Raw genomic sequence first — 20,488 nt, forward strand, 5'->3', positions numbered from 1 at the left:
ACCATATTTGTTAACATTCTTACCCATATGCAAAACAATACGAAACGGGGCTTTTAGCTACTTTAGATAGATTTGTGAAGAATTAAATCAGTTATGTTTTTATAAATCATTTTTCTATGAATGAAAGAAAAGTAAGAAAAGAAATTTCTACGTATAGTAAAGTACGACAGTATCTATTCTATAGTGGAATTATGCTAATATTAATATTAGCATCGCCCGTTTTTGGTCAGGCACAGAGGCTCTTGCGTGGAACTGTTGTTTCGGCAATGGATGGATTACCAGTTCCTGGTGTAAATGTTCTGATAAAAGGAACGATGAATGGAACAGTAACGAATATGGATGGAGTCTATTCTATCAATGTAGAGGAGAATGATGTGTTGTTATTTTCTTTTATTGGTTTCAGATCGCAGGAAGTTATTATAAGTGATCAGGAGAGTTTGTACATTACCATGCATGAGGATGTATCAGAATTTGATGAAGTTGTGGTGGTGGGTTATGGAGTTCAGCAAAAGAAACTGGTGACAGGTGCCACTACCCAAGTTAAAGGAGATGCAATTCAAAAACAAAGTACTACGAGTCCATTACAAGCCATGCAGGGACAGACGCCGGGGGTTAGTATTTCATCCACTTCAGGTCAGCCAGGAGCCGATATGAAGGTAACCATTCGTGGATTGGGTACCGTAGGCGATGCTTCTCCTTTGTATATGATTGACGGTGTACAGGGTGATATCACCCTATTAAACGCCTCGGATATTGAAAGTATTGATATATTAAAGGATGCTGCTTCAGCTGCTATTTATGGTTCACAAGCCGCCAATGGAGTCGTTTTGGTAACAACCAAACAAGGTAAGTCGGGTAAGGCTCAAATTACTTTCGATGCCTATTATGGTGTTCAAAATGTGGGACGCACTACCGATATGCTGAATAAAGATGAATATATTACGATAATGCAAGAACAGGCGCTTAATTCGGGGTCGGCCTTATATGATGCCAGCGTATTTGAAGATGCCGCCAACACCGACTGGGTGGACCAAATGTTCTATGATAATGCGGTGACTGAGAATTACTCACTGGGTATAAATGGCGGTTCCGATAAATCGGTGTATGCTATGTCACTTAATTATACGGGTCAGGAAGGAATAGTGGGAGGTCCAGATGTATCTAACTATGAACGTTATGGTTTTCGGATAAATACTGAACAGAACTTGTATGATGATGTATTGAAGATTGGACAGCATATGAATTTCAATTATGTGAAAAATAATGGTGTTTCAGTGGGTAATCAATATAACAATACATTGAGGGGTGCTTTTACTACCTCACCGTTAGCTCCTGTATATAGCGACAATAATATTTACAATAGTCCCTATAATGATACCTCCAACTCGCAATGGTCTAAGGGGGACGGAAACCCTTATGGAGCTATGATGACTAACACCAATAATGCAAATGATGCCCAAAAAATGTTGGCTGATATTTATGCAGAATTAGAACCTCTTAAGAATTTGAAAATAAAAACACTTTTTGGTTTTAATTATTATGCAACAGAGTATCGTAGCTACAGTCCTTTATATCAATTTTCGATTTACTCATACAATAATGATCATACTTCTGTTAATCAGAGTATGAGTAAGGGGCATACCATGACATGGACCAATACAGCGAGCTATCATTTTGAATTGGATGGGGGCCATAAGTTTGATATACTGGGGGGTATGGAGTCTATTCGTTATCAAGGAACCGATCTTTCTGCTTCTAATTGGAATTTATTAAGTCAGTTTGATGATTTTGCACATGCTTATATTGATAATACAACAGGTCAGGCTACCTTACAAACAGATGATGATGGTGCAGCTACCGGTGTAGTGGAAACAAAGGGAGTAGGAGGAGCACCGGCTGTAAAAACGCGTCAGGTGTCTTATTTTGGGCGTTTAGGATATAGTTTTAACGAAAAATACATGTTTAATGCAACGATCAGAGCAGATGGTTCCTCCCGTTTTTCTAAAGGAAATAGATGGGGATACTTCCCTTCGGTATCAGCAGGTTGGTTGATATCAAGTGAAGATTTTATGCAAGATATGCACAGTTGGTTGGATTATTTGAAGCTAAGAGTAAGCTGGGGACAGGTAGGTAATCAAAATATTGATAATTTTCAGTATGCATCACCAGTGAATACATCTACCAGTTATTCGGGTGATGATCCTGCAGCAAATTACGTATTTGGAACTTCGTTAGTAAACACCCCTGGAGCCTATCCAAGTCGTTTATCCAATGAAAATATTAAGTGGGAAACATCGGAACAAACCAATATTGGTATTGATGCTTATTTTATGAATAGCCGTTTAAGTTTTAATGGCGATTTTTATATAAAAACAACCAAAGATTGGTTGGTTCAAGCACCTATTTTAGCAACTGCCGGAGCAGGTGCTCCATATATGAATGGGGGCGATGTTAAAAATACAGGTATTGAATTGGCCTTTAACTGGAATGATAATATAGGTGATTTTACTTATAGCGTTGGCATAAATGGAGCTTATAATAAAAATGAAGTGGGAAGTATTCCTACAGAGGATGGAATTATCCATGGATTAACAAATATGTTATACGATAACTCAGAAGAATTTTATCGTGCAGAAAATGGCCACGAGATAGGATATTTCTGGGGGTACGAAACAGCTGGTATATTTCAGAGTGAAGCTGATATAGCCAATTGGATCAGTGCAGGAAATGGAGTGCTACAGGCTGAAGTAAAGCCTGGTGACGTGAAGTATGTGGATCAGGATAAGAATGGGGAGATAAACGCCAATGATAAAAAGGATTTAGGTTCTGGTATTCCCGATATTACTTACGGATTGAATGTAAGTATGGCATATAAACACTTTGATTTTTCATTATCGGCCAATGGTGTTATTGGCAATAAAATAGTACAGTCCTATCGCAATCATTCCAACAAACAGGCCAATTATTCATCAGCTATACTGGATCGTTGGACAGGAACTGGTACATCTAATGCGATGCCCCGGGTAACGGAAACCAATATAAATTGGCAATTCTCTGATTTATATATTCAGGATGGAGATTTCTTGAGGATCAGTAATATCTCTCTGGGTTATGATTTTACTTCTTTGATTAAGAGGTCTCCATTTAGTCAATGTAGACTATATGCCTCAGTTCAAAATGCATTTACTTTCACAAAGTATGACGGTATGGATCCTGAAATAGGATATGGAACGAGTGATTGGGTATCGGGTGTTGATTTGGGATATTATCCTCGTCCTAAAACCTTCCTGATAGGAGTAAACCTTAAATTTTAATGAAAAAAGAATGACTGTTATGAATATGTTGAAACTAAATATTATAGCATTGGGTGTTGTTGGCTTAGGCCTGGCTTCCTGTGCAGATTCCTTTCTGGATGTAGAAGCTGAAACGTCTATTTTTGATACGAATTTTTACCAGACCATCGATGATTTTGAGATGGCTTTGGTGGGATGTTATGATGGGTATCAAAGAACTTCATCCAATGGAAATCTTGCATTTTATGTAACCTCAGAGGTGTTGTCAGATAATTGTTTTGGTGGTACCGGAAATACCGATAGCCGCTCTTATCAGTTGCTGGATCGTTTTGATCTTTCTCAGGCGCCTTCTGAAAATAACCTCTTTAATGGTACATGGAGTGATTATTATGCAGCCATCTTTCGATGTAATACTTTACTTCAGAAAATGAGTGGTATTAACTGGGAAGGAAATGAAGAAAAAAAGAAGACCATTGAGGGAGAAACACGATTTTTGAGAGCCAAGCTATATTTTGACTTGGTGCGTTTATTCAATCGAGTACCCTTAATATTGGAACCAACAACCGCTAATGTTCCCCAGGCTGAAGCCTCAGAAACCTATAAAGTGATTGCTGAAGATCTGAAATTCGCGGCAGAGAATATTAGTGCGGAGGCTTATTCTTCTTCGTGGGCGGCAGCAAACGACGGAATGGTAACGCAATGGGCAGCAAAGAGCCTTTTGGCGCGGGTGTTTTTATTTTATACAGGGTATTATGGAACAACAGATGTTGAAGGTGTGGTAGATCATAATTATGTACTTGCCGGATTAGAAGATGTAATTGCGAATGGTGGTTATGGTCTGGTTGATGCGTATAAAAATTTGTGGGAAGCTGCTTCTTCTATTCCTAATGAGGAAGAGAATAGCCTTGAAACAACTTGGGCAGGTCGTGGAAATAAGGAATTTGTATTTACCCAGAAATTTAACTTTACCCAAGATTATAATGGTAATTTGGATGGAAATCGCTGGTTGGTGATGATGGGTATGAGAAATACCAATTTCTCTCCTTATGGAAAAGGATGGGGCGCATGTACTGTTAATCCTAAGCTAGTCGCTGCTTTTGAAGTTGGTGATACCAGGAAAACGGCCTCGGTTATTGATGTAGCTGCTGAAGGTATTGACGATATCTTTGATAAGAAAGATCAAAGAGAGTATACTGGATATAGCAACAAAAAGTATACGCCCATGTGCCTACCCGATGGAACAACAGCAGTAGAAGGACTTGGGGATGGTGATAATCAGATCTCGCAATATCAGGATTTTGTAGTTATACGATATGCAGATGTGTTGTTGATGGCTGCTGAGATGGGAAGTGTGAATGCCCAAACTTATTTTGATATGGTGCGAGCCAGAGCTGGCTTGGAATCAAAAGCTGTTAGTAAAGATAATATAATGGCGGAGCGACAAGCTGAGTTTGCTTTTGAAGGTTTACGTTACTGGGATCTGTTACGTCAGGGCTTAGCATTTGCTGCCACAGAAATAGCAGAGTCAAATGTTTCAGTGTTGAGTGGAAATGTGGAGGATTTTGTAAATATTTCATCGGCTAATATTACTGCTACAAAGGGATTTATGCAGATACCGAATACCCAAATAACTTTAAGTGATGGTGTGTTGGTGCAAAATGAAGGTTGGAAATAAATGTTAAAATGTAAGACAATGAAGAATATAAATAAAATATTATTATTGCTTATCGCGGTGTTTCTGATGGCTTCATGTACGCCGGATGAGTTTGACTTAGGAACCAAAGATATAAGTAAGGAGGATTTGGTAGAGGGTATTGCATATACCATTGAACATGATGTTGATAACCCAAATATCATATACCTGACTAGCCTAATGGATTCTAAGTATACTCCGCTGTGGAATCATCCCCAAGGACGAAGTCAGGAAAATAAAGTGACACTTAAAATTCCGTTTGCTGGAGAATATGATGTGCAGTTTGGAGTTCAAACGAGAGGTGGATATGTGTATGGTGATACAGTCAGGTTTTCAATTGATCAAATGTATGCAGGTTTTATTGATAATGAGTTGTGGACATATCTAACGGGTGGTGTAGGTAATAAAAAGACGTGGCGATTGGATTATGGTGATTATGGTCTGGCTGCTGGACCTTTAACTTATTGTGAGCCTCATACAACATGGACAGAGTGGCAGGCAGGCACCGCAGCTATTGGATGGGCACCTTCGTGGAGTGATAATCAATGGATAATAGAAGAAGCAGATAAGGATAGTAGGATGACTTTTAGTTTAATCGATGGGGCTGTCATGACTACCCATAAGGTTACCGAAGGGCTTGATGAGGTAGGAACATTCTTAATAGACGTGGATAACCATACCATTACAACTACCGATGCAACCATCCTTCGGTCCAATAATTTTATTGCAAATGCAAGTAACTGGAATAGTGATTTGGTTATTCTTGAACTCACAGAAAATCAATTAATGATAGGGGTTAGAAGAACCAATGAAGAAGGAGATTATTTATATGCCTGGAATTTTGTATCAGATGATTATGCCGAGAATTATGTGCCGGAGGATTTGCCAGATCCTGAACCTACATTACCCGATGGCTGGTTAGATGATGTATCTAAAGTTGTGAGTTATGATATAAATTGGGTACTCTCTGCTGAAACGCCTTTTAATTGGGCTAACTTATCCGGTACATTGTTGAATGCAGACTGGGTTTCTCCGGAAACATATGCGGATTGGACAGGCTTTAATGGGGATGTACCAGCGACTTATGCCAATTTTTCATTGAAAATGAATGCCCAAAACAATACGGTAGAATACACAGCCCCCGACGGAACTGTAGAAACGGGAACTTATGAACTGGATGAAAAAGGAATTTATACATTCACCGGTGTTACGCCATCATTTAATATTTGTTCATGGGTTAATCTTAATACCAGTTCTGACAATACATGGAGAATTACTTCCATCGAAAAGGATTTGGCGGGTCATGTTACGGGTATGTGGGTTGGTGTCCGAGATCCGGAAAAAGCTGAATATATGGTTTATAAATTGGTTCCACAAGTTGGTTCTGGAGATTCTGAAGTGCAAGGAACAGAACTGGCATTTGATAACTCAAAGTTAGTGTTTGGTGACTTGGAAGAAAAGGGAAACCTGCGGTTGGAATTATATAACGAATATGGAAGTACAGTAACAGATCCTCCATTAGATCCTGAAACGATAGTATACAATAAACGAATTGAAATAACATTTACACTTGGTGGTATTGCACTTGATGAAGGTGCAGTTGGTAGTTATCAAACAGCTATTTCGTACTCAGATCCAACCTGGACGTATGATTATTGGGGTGATGGTACAGGTCCTGGCGAAGTAACTGTGAATGGCGATGGTACTTACACTGTTTATTGTGAACCCAGTGGTGCTGCAACGGGTGCAGTTGTATTTGTGGTTGATGTTTTAGGGTTGGCCGCAGATGTATCTGATCTTTCATCTATTACTGCTACGGTTGACAAAATTGTAGTGTATTAGTTTAATTTCTGTTTTTAATGATAAGCCAGGCTCGTTGTATAGAGGCGAACTTGGCTTTTTTTCAAAAAAATATACCTTATGAAGTTGTATCATATGTTATTGTTTATTCTGATGAGCCTAATGTCGTTAGGAGGGTGTTCGAAGGATGAAGCCAGTGTTACTCCGGAATTAGTGCTTTCGGTTGCTCAACTTGAAGTATCACAGACTGGAGAAACAAAAACGATTCACCTTAAGAGTAATGTGAATTGGACCATTGAAAGCTCAGAGGAATGGTGCTCTATTGTGCCTGCATCAGGATCCGCAGGAACAAATGCGATTATGCTTACTGTGTCAGAGAATAGTACTTATGAAGTAAGAACTTCAAGCATTAAAGTTACTGCAGGTGATATGAGTAAAACACTTGAGCTAACGCAAAATGAGAATTATCTTTTGGCTCTTGAGCAAAGTGCGTTTGACGTTTCAGCTCAAGGGGGTACTGTGAATGTGGGTATGCAATTATCAAATGATTTTGAAATAACGATCGATGTAGATTGGATTGTAAGAAATGATCTAAAGTCTCTTGCTGATTCAACCATTTCTTTTGATGTGGATGCCAATAGCTCTTTCTTAAGTAGGGTAGGACATATCTCTTTTACATTAAATGATATAACAGCTAAAGCCGTGATCAATCAAGTGGGAGCAGAGTTGTTTATTCCGGCAGATAAAAATGGAGTGGAAAGTGAAGCATTGACCTTGGCGTCAAAAATGGTCGCTGGATGGAATATAGGTAATTCAATGGAAGTGCCTGGCGGAGAAATAGGATGGGGTAACCCTATTGTTTCTAAGGTGTTGATTGATGGTGTGAAAGCGGCAGGCTTCAATGCTGTACGGATTCCCTGTGCATGGGATAGCTATATCGTAGATCAAGAGACCTATAAAATTTCGGATTCATGGTTTGCTAGGGTAAAAGAAGTGGTGGACTATTGCTATACAAATGATATGTATGCGATTTTAAATATACATTGGGATGGCGGATGGCTTGAAAATAACCCAACATATGATAAGCAGGATCAGGTGAATGAGAAACAGTATGCTCTATGGCAGCAAATAGCTGTGTTTTTTAGAGATTATGATGAACGATTGTTGTTTGCAGGAACCAACGAAGTTCATGTTGAAGGCGTGTATTCTGATCCTACCAATGAGTATTTAAGCGTGCAACAATCCTTTAACCAAACTTTTGTGGATGCCGTACGTGCCACAGGAGGTAAAAATGCTTATCGGAATTTGATTGTACAAACATTTAATACGAATATTTTGTATGGGGTTAAATATCATAAGATGCCAACAGATATGGTGGAAGATCGATTATGGGTTGAAGTTCACTATTATGATCCATGGGACTTTTGTGGACAAGAAAGTGATTATACTCCTCAGTGGGGTGAAGCTTATACGGATGTATCTGATTGGGGACAGGAGGACTGGTTAGAGGAACAGTTTGGTGCCATGAAGACCCATTTTTATGATAAAGGTGTTCCTGTTATTTTGGGAGAGTATGGAGCTATGTTGCGCGCCGAATTAAAGAGTGAAGCCTTGGAAAAACATTTGGCGTCGAGAAATTATTACTTAAAAACGGTTACACGAACTGCCAAGATGAATGGTATGGTTCCTTTTATATGGGATAATGGGGGTACGGGTAACAATGGTTTTGGTTTGTTTAACCGCAGTACTGGTGAGGTTGTTCATACGGAGGCTGTTGCTGCCATTATTGAAGGTGCAAATAATTAGAAAAAATAACTTATGATGATATATAAAAAGCAATTTATTTTATTTTGTGTTGCATTGGGTATATTGGGGGCGATGGCATCCTGCTCGCAACCACGATATAAAAAGTCAGCCAGTGGAGTGGTGGTATCTTTAGATCAGCAAACAAAATCTGATGCGGCCACGGTCAAACTAGAAGTTATTTCTGATGAAATTATTCGGGTGAGTGCTACTCCGGAAAATACTTTTCCAAACAGGGAGAGTTTGATTGTTATACCGCAAGAAAATAAGACGGCCTTTACTGTGGAGGAAAAGGGAGCGTTTATTACCTTAAAAACGGCCCGTATACAGGCGCAGGTCTCTTTGTCAGATGGTAAAGTGGAATTTTATGACTTACATGGCCATTCTATTTTAAAAGAAGCGGACGGTAGGTCCAAAAGTTTTACTCCCATAGAGGCCGATGGTTATCATGGTTATTCCTTTCAGCAGATATTTGATTCACCGGAGGATGAAGCTTTTTACGGTTTAGGTCAGCACCAGAGTGATGAATGGAATTATAAAAGTAAAAACGAAGAACTTTACCAATATAACACCAAGGTTTCAGTGCCTTTTGTGGTGTCAAATAAAAATTATGGTTTGTTATGGGATAATTATTCATTGACGCGTTTTGGTAATGCTGAGGAGTACGGTCAAATGTCGCAGTTCAAACTATATAATAGTAAGGGCGAAGAGGGAGGCTTATCGGCTAAATACATAACTGCTTTAGGTGAGGTATTTACCGAACAGGATGAGGCTGAGATAGATTATGAAAATTTGGAAACCATCCAGCGTTTTCCTGATAATTTTCCCTTTGCCAACGCAGAAATTGTTTGGGAAGGAGAGATAGAAGCCCCAGAAACCGGCTTGTATCATTTTAAATTGTATTATGCAGGTTATACCAAGGTGCAAATTGGTGGTAAAGAGGTGGTGAAGGAACGTTGGCGTACAGCTTGGAATCCAAATACCTATAAGTTTACAGTTGAGTTGAAAGCGGGGGAAAGGGTTCCTGTGAAACTGGATTGGAAACCTGATGGAGGAATATCTTATATTAGTCTGAAAGCACTGAGCCCACGTTCTGAAACAGAGCAGAGTAAATTAGCACTTTGGTCGGAGATGGGACAGCACATGGATTATTATTTTATTCATGGGGATAATATGGATAAGATAATAAGTGGTTATCGTCACCTAACGGGTAAAGCTACCATACTTCCCCGGTGGGCCTATGGTTTCTGGCAAAGTCGCGAACGTTACAAAACTCAAGATGAAATTGTAGAAACGTTGGCGGAGTTTCGTAAACGTCATATACCCATTGATAATATTGTGCAGGATTGGTCCTATTGGGAAGAAGACCAATGGGGAAGTCATGAGTTTGATGTCAGTCGCTTTCCCGACCCACAAAAGATGATGAATGATATCCATGGGATGAATGCCCATTGTATGATCTCTGTATGGCCCAAGTTTTATTGTAATACCCATCATTATAAAGCATTAGATGCCAAAGGATATATTTATCAACAGGCAGTGAAAGATAGTGTGAAAGATTGGATTGGGCCAGGATATGTGGGTTCGTTTTATGACCCTTATAGTCAGGAGGCACGTGATTTGTTCTGGGAACAGATGAAGAATAACATTTATAAATATGGGATGGATGCTTGGTGGATGGATGCCTCAGAACCCGATATTTTGTCCAATTCCAGTCTTGAATATCGCAAAAAATTGTCTACTCCAACAGCCATTGGTTCTTCTACTGAGTATTTAAATACCTACGCTTTAATGAATGCAGACGCTATTTATGAAGGACAAAGAAGTGTTGATCCTAATAAACGTGTATTTTTATTGACACGTTCAGGTTTTGCTGGATTGCAGCGTTATGCGACCGCTACGTGGAGTGGTGATATTGGTACACGTTGGGAAGATATGAAAGCACAGATTACTGCTGGGATGAATTTTGCCCTATCGGGCATCCCTTATTGGACAATGGATATTGGTGGTTTTTGCGTGGAGAAACGTTATGAAATTGCAAAAGAAGGAAGTGAAGACCTAAAGGAATGGCGCGAATTAAACACACGTTGGTATCAGTTTGGTGCTTTTGTTCCCTTGTTTAGAGCACATGGCCAGTATCCTTATCGCGAAGTGTTTAATGTTGCACCAGAATCACATAGCGCCTATCAAAGTATTTTGTATTACAATAAACTACGATATCGACTCATGCCCTATATTTATTCGTTGGCGGGACAGGTTTATTTTGATGATTATACCATTATGCGTGCTCTGGTGATGGATTTTCCCGAGGATAAAAAAGTGGTAAATTTGGATGATCAGTATATGTTTGGCCCTTCATTGATGATATGTCCGGTGTATACCTATGGAGCCAGGGAACGTGCGGTTTATCTTCCTGAAGGTACTGATTGGTATGATGTCAACACCGGAGAACGCATAAAAGGTGGACAGCAAATTGAAGCCGATGCACCTTATGAAAGAATGCCAATGTATATTAAAGCGGGTTCAATATTACCTGTAGGACCAGAAATTGAATATACGGATCAGAAATTGAACGAGGCCATTACAATTGCTATTTATGAAGGCGCAGACGGCTCGTTTACCTTATATGAGGACGAAGGTCTTAATTATAACTACGAAAAGGGTGAATGTACTATGATTCCTTTTAAATGGGATGATAAAAATAAAACTTTGACAATAGATGCTCGTAAAGGTTCATACAAAGAAATGCAAAAAGAGCGTATTTTTAAATTGGTTTTGGTTTCTGCACCTGATAAAATTAGTATAGATGACATTAAAGAAGTTGATCACAAGGCTGCAACCTATCGTGGTGATCAACTAGTGATTCAATTCCAATAACTTATTTATTGGGAATCATTTTATCCCGGCAAAGCATCATTTGCCGGGATATTTAATTTATCCCGAAAAATGCTTTGGAAAATCTATAAGTCAATAGAAATGCTTCCAATCCAATAGCAAGCTAACTTGTTTCATGGCACTTCTAACGCTCACGAGTAAGTTCTAATGCATCATCCGGGTTTAAAATAGGAGCGATTTTATGCATGGGTACATGAGTGGTTACCTAGTATTCATGAACTCCTTTGAGTATAAAATTTGGTGAATAATGAATTTTTTAAAGATGAATAAAAAGCTTGGGTTTGTATTCTTCATTTCCTGGATCGCGCTGTCTTTGGTTTCTCAAAATAGGCTTGCGCCTAAAAAAGGATTTGTTAGCTGGTTACCTGCGGCTCAGTGGGATGATGCTTTATTGACGGGTAATGGTACCATGGGTGCCATGGTGATGGGTAAACCCTTTGAAGAATCTATTATTCTGAATCACGCATTGTTATATCTACCTTCTGAAGCACCTGTGATACCTCCGGATATGGCATCTCATATGGAGCAAATAAAAAAGTTATCGTTGGATGGGAAATACGGTGAAGTGGCAAAGCTGGGTGCGCAGATATGGAGAGATGCAGGTTATGGAAATAAAAAATGGACTGATGCTTATGTACCAGCTGCCGAGTTAAGTATCCATATGCCAGCATCTAACATCAAAGCTTATGAGAGAAGTGTAGATTATGAAACAGCCGAAGCAATTGTGGCATGGACAGATCAAAAAGGATCCTATGTACGTAAAACATTTGCCTCAAGGCCGAATGGTGTTATTGTAACCCAAATTAAAGGCACTGCACCCGTTTCAGTGAAAATACAACTGGCAAAATATCCTCATTCATGGGAGCAAAATAAGCTTATTGATAAGTTGATAAGTGAATCAGACACTTATGTTAATCAGGATTTTATGCATTATCACGTGGCATACGGGCAGCCGCATTCTGCTTCACCGGATGGGTACGATGGATTACTGAAAGTGATGATAACAGGTGGGGAAAAAGTGGTTGAAGGAGATGCTTATACCATAAAAAATGCGGATGAAGTATTGATACTCACGACTATGGAGCCCTATAAAGCAGATAATAGTTCTTCTATCGATCGTTTAAAGGAAAGGCTGAGGAGTGCAGGTGATAGTTATGCCTTCTTATTAAGTAAGCAAAAGCAAACACATGGTTTGCTTTATAACAGCGTATCTTTAGATTTGGCATGTACAGAACAGGAAGAACAGATGACGTCCGAGGTTTTGGTCTCTACCATAAGAGATCATACGACTCCTGGATTTATGCAACGTCAGTTTGAAGCGGCACGTTACCATATATTGTGCGCTACAGGAACCAATCCTCCCAACTTGCAAGGAATATGGAGTGGATCATGGACGCCGCCCTGGAGTTCTGATTTTACGCATGATGGTAATGTACAGGTAGCTATATCTCATTTATTGAATGGCAATATGCCGGAGCTGATGATGGCTTATTTTAATTATCATGAACGCATGATGGCTTATTACCGTACCAATGCAAAACAGCTGTATGGAGTACGGGGTATTCATATCCCTTCTCATACCAGTTCACATGGTTATAATAATCATTACGATGAAACTTGGTGTATGGAGTATTGGAATGGAGGTGCCGGTTGGACCGCTTCATATTTTTATGATTATTATTTGTTTACTGGAGATAGGGATTTTCTCAAGGAAAGAGCTTTTCCTTTTATGACAGAGGCTTTGCTTTTTTGGGAGGATTTTTTAACCATGGGTGATGATGGTAAATATATGATAGTGCCATCCTATTCGCCTGAAAATAACCCGCTGGAACATCGTTGGCAGAATTGTATAAATGCCACCATGGATGTCATGATCATAAAGGAATTAACAAATAATTGGATTAATGCTGCTAAAATATTAGGTTTAAGTGCGAAAGAGATAAAAGAAAAGGAAGTTTTTTTTAGTTTGCTCCCAGATTATCAAGTTAGTGAGGATGGAGTACTAAGGGAGTGGTTGTGGGAAGGCTTAACGGACAATCAGGCGCATCGCCACGCGTCTCATCTGTATGGTTTGTATGAAGTCCCGGATAAAGAAATATTGGCATCCGAAAGCTTACAGCAGGCCGTCATAAAAACTATCCATGAACGGATGAAAATAAGAAAAGCGCATCAAGGTGGAGAAATGGCTTTTGGGATGTGTCATCTGGGTTTCGCAGCGGTAAACATGAAAGATAAAGAAACAGCAGTTGAAATTTTGCGATATTTGTCTCAGTTTTATTGGACCAATGCTATGGCTACCACACATAATCCGGGACAACTTTTTAATATGGATATTAGTGGAGGAATTCCTTCTTTGATGACACGCATGATTGTAAATAGTCGTCCGGGTCATATAACGCTTTTTGCTGCTTTGCCCGATGAGTGGCATCGTGGAGCGCTAAATGGTGTATTGGCCAGAGGAGGTGTGAAATTTGACTATATTAGATGGGATGAACAGAAAGCGGATGTTTGTTTTGTTTCTAAAGAACAGCAAATAATAACCCTTGATTTTGGTAGTGATGTTCAATTATCCGGTATTGTTGTAGATGGCGCAAAATATAGGATTAGTGATAATCGTGTAATTTTATCATTGCAGGCAGACTTTCCTGTTAAATTAAGTATTAATAAATAGATAGATAACAATAGTGTACATGAATCGTTTTAGTTTTAGTTTACTCATCATTATGATGATCACTTTGGGTTTGAAAGCTCAGAATAAGCAAGATATGGAAAAGCGTATTGATGAAATACTCAGTCAGTTAACATTAGAAGAGAAAGTGGCTATGTGCCATGCTCAATCTAAATTTAGTTCTCCTGGTGTTCCAAGGTTAGGAATACCTGAAATATGGATGTCTGATGGGCCGCATGGGGTTCGGGGTGAAATAAACTGGGATAATTGGGGGTATGCTGGGTGGACCAACGATTCTATTACCGCCTTCCCTGCTCTTACCTGTCTGGCAGCAACATTTAATCCAGCGTTATCTTATGCCTATGGTGTTGCCATAGGCGAGGAGGCTCGTTATCGTAAGAAAGATATATTATTAGGACCAGGAGTAAATATTTATCGTACACCACTCAATGGGCGTAACTTTGAATATATGGGTGAAGATCCTTTGCTGGCATCAGAAATGGTAGTTCCTTATATCAAAGGTGTTCAGCGTAATGGAGTGGCTGCCTGTGTTAAACATTATGCATTAAATAATCAGGAACATTGGCGTGGACATATTGACGTGCATGTTAGCGATCGCGCTTTGCATGAGATTTATTTGCCTGCTTTTAAAGCTGCAGTTAAAGAGGGAGGAGTCTGGGCTATTATGGGTGCCTATAACCAATTTAGAGGACAACATACTACTCACCATAAGATGTTGATCAAGGATGTTTTAAAAGGAGATTGGGGCTTCGATGGTGTGGTGGTGTCAGACTGGGGAAGTGCTCATGATACAAAAGAGGCTGCCTTATATGGTCTGGATATTGAAATGGGTTCCTGGACAAACGGATTGACATCGTCTATCGATTTGGCTTATGATAATTATTATCTGGCAAAGCCGTTTTTGAAAATGTTGAAAAATAATGAAATTAAAACGTCGATGCTGGATGATAAAGTACGAAGAATATTGCGTTTGATGTTGAGAACCAATATGGCATCCTCACGCAGTTTTGGTTGTGCCAATAACCAGGAGCATGCCCAAGTGGCACGAAATGTAGCAAGAGATGGTATCGTACTGCTGAAAAATGAAAATGATTTTTTCCCGCTCGATAGTAATAAAAAAATGAGAATAGCTGTTATTGGCGAAAATGCAACACGGTCGTTAACTGTAGGGGGAGGTTCTTCGGAACTAAAAGCTAAATATGAAATTTCTCCATTGGAAGGAATTAAAAAACGTTTTGCCAATGCCACTATTCTTTATTCTATGGGCTATGCATCTGGACCGTCGGCTTATGGAAAAGAAATCCCTTCTAAATTAGATGCGGACTCACTGGTGCAAGCGGCGGTCGAAGTGGCTGAAAAAGCAGATCTGGTATTGTATGTTGGAGGATTAAATAAAAATCATCACCAAGATTGCGAAGGTGATGATAGGAAACATTTTGAATTGCCTTTTGGTCAAAATGAGTTGATTGCGAAACTTTTAAAGGTGAATGCCAATCTGGGTGTAGTATTGGTGAGCGGTAACGCTGTAGCTATGCCTTGGCTTGCTGATTGTAAGGCCCTGATTCAATCGTGGTATAATGGAAGTGAAGCAGGTAATGCTTTGGCTGATATTATTGCAGGTGATGTTAGTCCATCGGGTAAACTACCTTATTCCTATCCGGTTCAGTTATCCGATAATGCAGCTCATCACTTTGGAATGCTATCTTATCCGGGAGATAGTATTAAACAGGTTTATAAGGAAGATATTTTAGTAGGTTACAGGTGGCATGATACAAAAAAAATAAAGCCTCTTTTTGCTTTTGGTTATGGATTGTCCTATACTAAATTTGATATTTTAGATATACGTGCTGATAAAAAGAACTATTCACCCGATGATGTGATAAGAGTTATGTGTCGTACAAAAAATAAGGGAGAAGTTGATGGCGCAGAAGTGATTCAGGTATATGTAGGTAAGCATAAATCAAAAGTTGATAGGGCTGTTAAAGAACTGAAAGGATTTAAAAAGGTATATCTTAAAACTTCTCAAGAAAAGAATGTTCAGATAGATATTCCTGTGAGTAAGCTGGCCTATTATGATGAAAGTATATCGGATTGGAAGTTGGAAAAAGGCTCCTACCTGCTGTATGTGGGCAATTCATCGGATCATATTGTATATAAACAAAAAATAACCATTGATTAGTTATCCTTAATAAATGAAGAAAGCGTTAGCAGTCCTTATATTTATCTTCTGTTTTCTGTTTGTTGTTGCCCAAAAGCAATATTCTTTTTTGCAGGTAGACAATGCGGATGGCCTGGTGAATAATCAGGTGACCTGTATCCATAAGGATACACGCGGTTTTATCTGGATTGGTACGATGGCCGGAATCAGTCGGTATGATGGCACTTCATTTGTTAATTATAAGCATAGCACAACGGATACTGCCTCTATTGTGGATAATTATATTGTGAATATTCAGGAAGATTTTAAAGGTAATCTATGGATTGAAACAAGTCTTGGTTATACGGTCTATGATATTCATAAAGAAAAGTTTTATAAGGATGTAAGCCAGTATCTTAAGCTAGATACAAAAGGAAGTGATATTGAACGTGTGTATTGCGGTGATAAGAAAGGTTTGTGGATTAAGTTCTTTCAGGAAAAGTATTACGGACTATATGATTCACTTCGTTTTTCTGTGAAAAATGTTTTTGTTGAAAAACGGGAAGGGAATGATTTTGTTGTTGACTTTGTACATACTCATCAAAATATTTATTATCTGTTTAATACAGGTAGGGTAGAATGCTATAATGATTCAAGCTATAAGCGGATATTTGAGACCGATTTTTTACAGGGGAAGTTAGGGACAGATAGCCTGAGTTCTTCTATTTTTATTGATGCGGAAAAAGATATCTGGTATTATGGAAACAATAAAGGTATTTATCATTATAATAGTTTGTCTGGTCAATGGAATCGTTATACCATAGATAGTAAGCCTATCAGTTTAAGTAGTAATTTGATAAAGAAAATCATTCAGGATGATAAGGGATTGATTTGGATTGGAACGGATCATGGTGGTGTGGATGTTTTGAATAAGTATTCAGGACAAATAAATAAAATTTATCATCATTCAGATAATCATAAAAGTGTTGCGCAAAACTCCATTACGGATTTGTATATGGATAATAACAACATCATATGGATTGGGACATTCAAAAATGGCTTAAGCTATTATCATGAAAGCATACATAAATTTCCGCATTTTACGCATGTGCTTTCTGATGAAACCAGTTTGCCTTATAGTGATGTGAATTGTTTTGCGGAAGATAAAAAAGGAAACCTATGGATTGGAACCAATGGAGGAGGTATCATCTATTTTGATCGAAAAAATAACACTTACACTTCTTATCGGCATGATAAAAATGATCCGGTTTCTTTAAGTAGCGATGTGGTTGTATCGCTTTATATTGATGCCTACGGTGCACTTTGGGTTGGTACCTTTGCGGGGGGATTAAATCTATTTGATGGTAAGCAATTTAAACGTTATCAATATGGGAGTCCTTCTGCACAGGGCTTGGGAAATAATAATATATGGTCTATTGTAGAAGATACTAATCAGCAATTGTGGGTAGGAACGTTGGGTGGAGGAATTTATTATTATCATAGAGAAGATGATACTTTCTTGCCGCTTCCGAATAAAGGGATCGTTAATCTGCCCACAGTCTTTGTCAATAAAATCACTAGATTAGCGAGTGGTAACATGTTTATAGCTACCGCAAATGGAATAATATTTTATAATGTTGCGGAGCAGAGATATAAATATCATCCCGTTGATAACCGCACAAAGCCTTATCCGGTAGCTAATAAAACGGTTAATGATGTGTTGGAAGATTCCAGAGGATTGTTGTGGACAGCAACACGAGAGGGCTTGTATGTTTTTGATCCCAATAGTGATTTTATTAAGTGTTTTACCGAAGAGGATGGACTACCGCAAGATATTATTAATTGTATTGAGGAAGACGAGTCCCGAAGAATTTGGGTTAGCAAGTCCACCGGACTTAGCCAGATTATAGTAAAAGAGCTGTCGCCTCAGAATAACTATTCATTCTATATTTACGATTATACCGAAGAGGATGGTCTGCAAGGTAAAGAGTTTAACCCAAATGCAAGTTATAAAACCAGTAATCAGGAGCTTATATTTGGAGGAGCCAACGGATTTAACTTGTTTAAGCCTCAGGAGATAAAATATAATAAGGTGTTGCCAAAGGTTGTATTTACCGATTTTCAGGTATACAACCAGAGTATTTCGCCCGATTCAAAGGTGCGCAATATTAAAATATTAGAGAATTCTGTTACATCAACAAGAAAAATTGAGATTAAACATTCCATGAATGTGTTTACCATTGACTTTACAGCTCTTGAGTTTTTTATTCCGGAAAAAAACCGGTTTAAATATATGCTTGAAGGCTTTAATGATGAATGGTTGATGTTGGAGAATAGTGCGCATAAAGTTACCTATACCAATTTGAATGCAGGAGATTATTATTTTAAGGTGAAAGCATCGAATAATGATGGCGTATGGAATGATAACTATGCCCAATTACATATCAAAGTGTTGCCTCCGTTTTATGCAACATCCATTGCGTATATTTTATATTTGGTCTTGATTGTTTTGTCATTGGTTTATTCTCGCTATTTGATGTTGAAAAGAGAACGGATCAAGTTTGACATGGAGCAGGAACGCTTGCAAGCCAAACGTAATCACGAGATGGATGAAATGAAGCTGCGCTTCTTGACAAATATAAGTCATGAATTTAGAACTCCCCTTACGCTTATTTTAACTCCTTTGTATAAACTGCAGGAGTTGGTGAAGCCTAAGGAAGAACGTAAGTTGTTGGAAGTGATTGATAGAAATGCGCGTCAGTTGTTGGACCTTGTGAATCAGCTACTCGATTTTCGTAAGCTGGAGTTACACGGCTTAAAATATAACCCATCCTATGGCGATATTGTGGTGTTTTTACAAAAAATAAGTGATCATTTTGTAGATGCCTTTGCCAAAAAACAGATTGAATTATCTTTTAATAGTGAGATGGAACAGTATATGCTTCATTTTGATAAGGATAAATTGCATAAGGTGATTATGAACCTCTTGTCAAATGCACTAAAGTTTACATCTGAAAATGGGAAGGTAAGTATTTGGTTGCGTAAAGATAAACATGATCAAATGGTGCATATTTCAGTGAAGGATACTGGTATTGGCATCAAAAAAGAGGATCAGGATAAGGTTTTTGTTCGTTTTTATCAATCAGAAAATAATAAAAAATTAGGGGTGTCCGGGAGTGGTATCGGTCTTAATTTGGTGCGTGAAATGGTACAGCTGCATCATGGTACAATAAGTCTGGAAAGTGAAGAAGGGAAAGGATCTACCTTTATTGTGTCACTGCCGGTGGAAAGACAGGAGGGTACGCCTGTGATGACGGAAGAACCAGAGAAAGAGCGAAAGGATGAGGGAGGGAAGGAGATAGAAGGAAATAGCTCCACAGGTGATGCTAAGCCAATCATTCTGTTGGTTGAAGACAATGTGGATTTTCGGGTTTTTATGAAAGAAACTTTACAAGATCACTTCCTGGTTCATGAGGCCTCGGATGGAAAAATGGCCTATGAGATGGTACATGAAATATTGCCTGATTTAATTATTAGTGATGTGATGATGCCTAATATGGACGGCCTAGAATTGTGTGATATATTGAGAAAGGATATTAGAACTTCGCATATTCCAATTATTCTACTGACTGCCCGCACGGCCGATGAGGATAAAATAAAGGGGCTGGAAATTGGGGCTGATGACTATATCACCAAACCTTTTAATATGGAATTGCTCTTGCTTAGAATCCATAAGCTGATAGAGAAAAGAAATAAGATACAGAAGCAGTTTCAGAAAACTGTAGATATATCTCCCGGCGAAGTAACGATCACATCAATGGATGAAAAACTTATTAAAAAAGCAGTGCTTTTAGTGGAGAACAAAATGTCTCAGGCCGACTTCTCGGTGGAAGATATGAGTAAGGAATTGGGAATGAGTCGTGTTTATCTGTATAAGAAAATGATGGCCATCACTGGTAAGTCGCCCATTGAGTTTATACGTATTATACGACTAAAACGAGGCGCCCAATTATTGGAGAAAAGCCAAATGCAAATTGCTGAAGTGGCATATCAGGTAGGATTTAATAGTCCAAGACTATTTTCTAAATATTTTAAACAGGAATATGGTATGTTACCTACCGCTTATGCAAAAGCCCAAAATAAATGAGTAATAGGTCTTTATTTTGATACTTAATTAA

8 protein-coding genes are annotated in these 20,488 nt (G+C 38.6%); all 8 read left to right on the forward strand.

Features of this window, described 5'->3' with window-relative positions; translation table 11 throughout:
• Positions 1-116: 116 nt before the first annotated feature.
• Positions 117-3,314, forward strand: a complete 3,198-nt coding sequence (locus tag CYTFE_RS0123770) for a SusC/RagA family TonB-linked outer membrane protein (RefSeq protein WP_235208198.1) — start codon at positions 117-119, stop codon at positions 3,312-3,314.
• A 19-nt stretch (positions 3,315-3,333) separates the two neighbouring features.
• A complete protein-coding gene (locus tag CYTFE_RS0123775) occupies positions 3,334-4,968 on the forward strand; it encodes a RagB/SusD family nutrient uptake outer membrane protein (protein ID WP_027473864.1) in 1,635 nt (544 codons plus the stop codon).
• Positions 4,969-4,986: 18 nt separating this feature from the next.
• Positions 4,987-6,828: a hypothetical protein gene (locus CYTFE_RS0123780; protein ID WP_027473865.1), complete on the forward strand. Its 1,842-nt coding sequence runs from the start codon at positions 4,987-4,989 to the stop codon at positions 6,826-6,828.
• A gap of 78 nt (positions 6,829-6,906) precedes the next feature.
• A complete protein-coding gene (locus CYTFE_RS0123785) occupies positions 6,907-8,592 on the forward strand; it encodes a cellulase family glycosylhydrolase (protein WP_027473866.1) in 1,686 nt (561 codons plus the stop codon).
• Positions 8,593-8,604: 12 nt separating this feature from the next.
• Entirely contained in the window at positions 8,605-11,466 is a 2,862-nt protein-coding gene (locus CYTFE_RS28000; RefSeq protein ID WP_244880348.1) for a TIM-barrel domain-containing protein, read from the forward strand.
• 265 nt (positions 11,467-11,731) lie between these two features.
• A complete protein-coding gene (locus CYTFE_RS28005; RefSeq protein WP_052343406.1) occupies positions 11,732-14,155 on the forward strand; it encodes a glycosyl hydrolase family 95 catalytic domain-containing protein in 2,424 nt (807 codons plus the stop codon).
• A gap of 19 nt (positions 14,156-14,174) precedes the next feature.
• Positions 14,175-16,352 (forward strand): glycoside hydrolase family 3 C-terminal domain-containing protein, encoded by a 2,178-nt coding sequence (locus CYTFE_RS0123800; RefSeq protein ID WP_027473867.1) that lies wholly within the window; start codon positions 14,175-14,177, stop codon positions 16,350-16,352.
• Between the two features lie 13 nt (positions 16,353-16,365).
• A complete protein-coding gene (locus tag CYTFE_RS0123805) occupies positions 16,366-20,457 on the forward strand; it encodes a hybrid sensor histidine kinase/response regulator (protein WP_027473868.1) in 4,092 nt (1,363 codons plus the stop codon).
• The last annotated feature ends 31 nt before the right edge of the window (positions 20,458-20,488 follow it).

Origin of the sequence: Saccharicrinis fermentans DSM 9555 = JCM 21142 (genome assembly GCF_000517085.1) — a bacterium.
Classification (GTDB): Bacteria; Bacteroidota; Bacteroidia; order Bacteroidales; family Marinilabiliaceae; genus Saccharicrinis; species Saccharicrinis fermentans.

Excerpts from the sequence above, each read along its gene's own strand:
- CYTFE_RS0123805 (WP_027473868.1), top strand. The coding sequence starts at position 16,366 with ATGAAGAAAGCGTTAGCAGTCCTTATATTTATCTTCTGTTTTCTGTTT.
- CYTFE_RS0123800 (WP_027473867.1), top strand. The coding sequence starts at position 14,175 with ATGAATCGTTTTAGTTTTAGTTTACTCATCATTATGATGATCACTTTG.
- CYTFE_RS0123770 (WP_235208198.1), top strand. The coding sequence starts at position 117 with ATGAATGAAAGAAAAGTAAGAAAAGAAATTTCTACGTATAGTAAAGTA.
- CYTFE_RS28000 (WP_244880348.1), top strand. The coding sequence starts at position 8,605 with ATGATGATATATAAAAAGCAATTTATTTTATTTTGTGTTGCATTGGGT.
- CYTFE_RS0123780 (WP_027473865.1), top strand. The coding sequence starts at position 4,987 with ATGAAGAATATAAATAAAATATTATTATTGCTTATCGCGGTGTTTCTG.
- CYTFE_RS28005 (WP_052343406.1), top strand. The coding sequence starts at position 11,732 with ATGAATTTTTTAAAGATGAATAAAAAGCTTGGGTTTGTATTCTTCATT.
- CYTFE_RS0123775 (WP_027473864.1), top strand. The coding sequence starts at position 3,334 with ATGAATATGTTGAAACTAAATATTATAGCATTGGGTGTTGTTGGCTTA.
- CYTFE_RS0123785 (WP_027473866.1), top strand. The coding sequence starts at position 6,907 with ATGAAGTTGTATCATATGTTATTGTTTATTCTGATGAGCCTAATGTCG.